The sequence below is a fragment of the Streptomyces sp. NPDC033966 genome, from assembly GCF_055575955.1.
In genome coordinates this window covers 1-1,660 of record NZ_JBVIRQ010000054.1, presented here as the reverse complement: position 1 = coordinate 1,660, position 1,660 = coordinate 1, and the positions used below count along the sequence as shown (strand labels likewise).

Annotated in this window: 3 protein-coding genes; 1 reads left to right on the top strand and 2 read right to left on the bottom strand. The window is 69.5% G+C overall.

The genetic code is table 11. The annotated features are described in order from the left end of the window. Both ACZ518_RS39455 and ACZ518_RS39450 read right to left on the bottom strand, forming a co-directional pair. The coding region (locus ACZ518_RS39455; protein WP_469117855.1) for a beta-ketoacyl synthase N-terminal-like domain-containing protein at window positions 1-527 on the bottom strand (527 nt) is incomplete at its 3' end. Window positions 528-564: 37 nt separating this feature from the next. Further along, entirely contained in the window at window positions 565-897 is a 333-nt protein-coding gene (locus tag ACZ518_RS39450; RefSeq protein WP_469117854.1) for a TcmI family type II polyketide cyclase, read from the bottom strand. Between the two features lie 560 nt (window positions 898-1,457). Here ACZ518_RS39450 and ACZ518_RS39445 point away from each other — a divergent pair. Further along, window positions 1,458-1,660: beta-ketoacyl synthase N-terminal-like domain-containing protein (locus ACZ518_RS39445; RefSeq protein WP_469117853.1), on the top strand; the 203-nt coding region annotated here is incomplete at its 3' end.

Below are 1,660 nucleotides of genomic sequence, written 5' to 3'. Positions count from 1 at the left end.
ACCGAATCGATCCCCGACGTGCAACCGGAGGACACCACCGTCGCCGGCCCCTCCGCACCCACCGCCCACGCCACCTCCACGGCGAAGGAACTGGGCATGAAGTGGTCGTACAGATGGCGTGTCACGTGCGTGTGGTCGACCGCAGCGAGCCGGCCGTCGTCGCCGGCCGCGCGGTACTCGGCGTCGAGGCTGCCGATGGCTCCCATCCCGGTGCCGATGCTGACGCCGGTCCGGTACGGGTCCAGGGCGGCGAAGTCGACGCCGCTGTCGGCGACCGCCTCCCGCGCGGCGACCACCGCGAACTGGGCGGCACGGCCCATGCGGCGGATCTCGTCCTGCGTCAGCCCGTTCAGTTCGGGGTCGAAGTCGGCCTCGGCCGCCACCTTGGAGCGGAACTCGGACGGGTCGAAGTGGGTGATCCCCCTGGTCGCCGTACGCCCCGAGCTCAGCAGGCTCCAGAAGTTCTTGGTGCCGACGCCTCCCGGCGCCAGCACGCCGATCCCCGTGATCACTACCCGGCGAACCACCGGCACGGCCCTCCCCTCGTGTCGGACTGGCCGGACATCATTCGGACGCCGTCCAGTCGTAGAAGCGCGTGGCCATCGCGTCGGCCGGCGTGCGCCAGGTCTCCGGGTCGTACGGCTGGATGAACGGCTGGAGGTCGTGACTGATCTTCATGAACCGCGGATCCGTGCGGGACGCCTGGATGCGCTGACCGCCGTCGTCCTCGGCGAAGTCCTGGAGGTGGAAGTAGAGGCCCTGGTACGAGAACAGGCGCCGGCGCAGCGTGCCCATGCGCTCCGGCATGTCCGTCCTGTCGAACTCGGCGAAGAGCCGCGCGACGTGGTCGCTCGACATGCCGTCCATCCGGGCGACGATCAGGTTGCTGTGCTGCATCTGGTTCCTTTTCCATGGCTGGGGGCGTGGTGCGGGCCTCGTGCGCCATGCGTTCCCGGGGGGAGTCGTGCGACGGGCCGTGCCTCCGCGCCGCGCCGCTTGGGACTCACCCGCACCGGATCCTTGAATCGGCCTCCGGGGACAGCGCACCGGATCTTGATTACAAGGTTCTTCGGCCGCGAGCGGCCGTTCAATGCCGCCGGATTCAGGAGTAGGTCAGGTTCCACAAGGCCCGGTGCGGCGCCTCGGAGGGCGGCCAAGAAAAGGTCAAATACAGGTAGAAGGGCTCGATCGAGTCCCTACCGGACGCTGTGCGAGCCCCTGTACGGGGTCATGCGGTGGACCAGCGCCTCCGCAGGCCCGGCGGCCCCGGGCCGGAGGTGCCGCCGCTTCCCGGCCCCGCGACGGGCCTTCGAGCGGGCCTCCAGAAAGGCAATGGAGCGTCAAAGGATCAATGGACGCATCTTCTGCCGTGGTAAAGGGCCGGTCTCTCCGCGGCCAGGCCGGAAAGGACTTGACTCGATGTCCATCTCGAACGCCTACGGGACGAGCCGCGCGCGATGAGCCGACGAGTGGTGATCACAGGAATCGGCGTGCGCGCGCCCGGAGGCAACGGCCAGAAGGAGTTCTGGCAGCTGCTGACGGCGGGCCGGACCGCGACCCGCCCCATCTCGTTCTTCGACGCGTCGGGGTTCCGGTCCCAGGTCGCCGGCGAGGCCGACTTCGACCCCGAAACCGAGGGCCTGACCCCCCGCGAGATCCG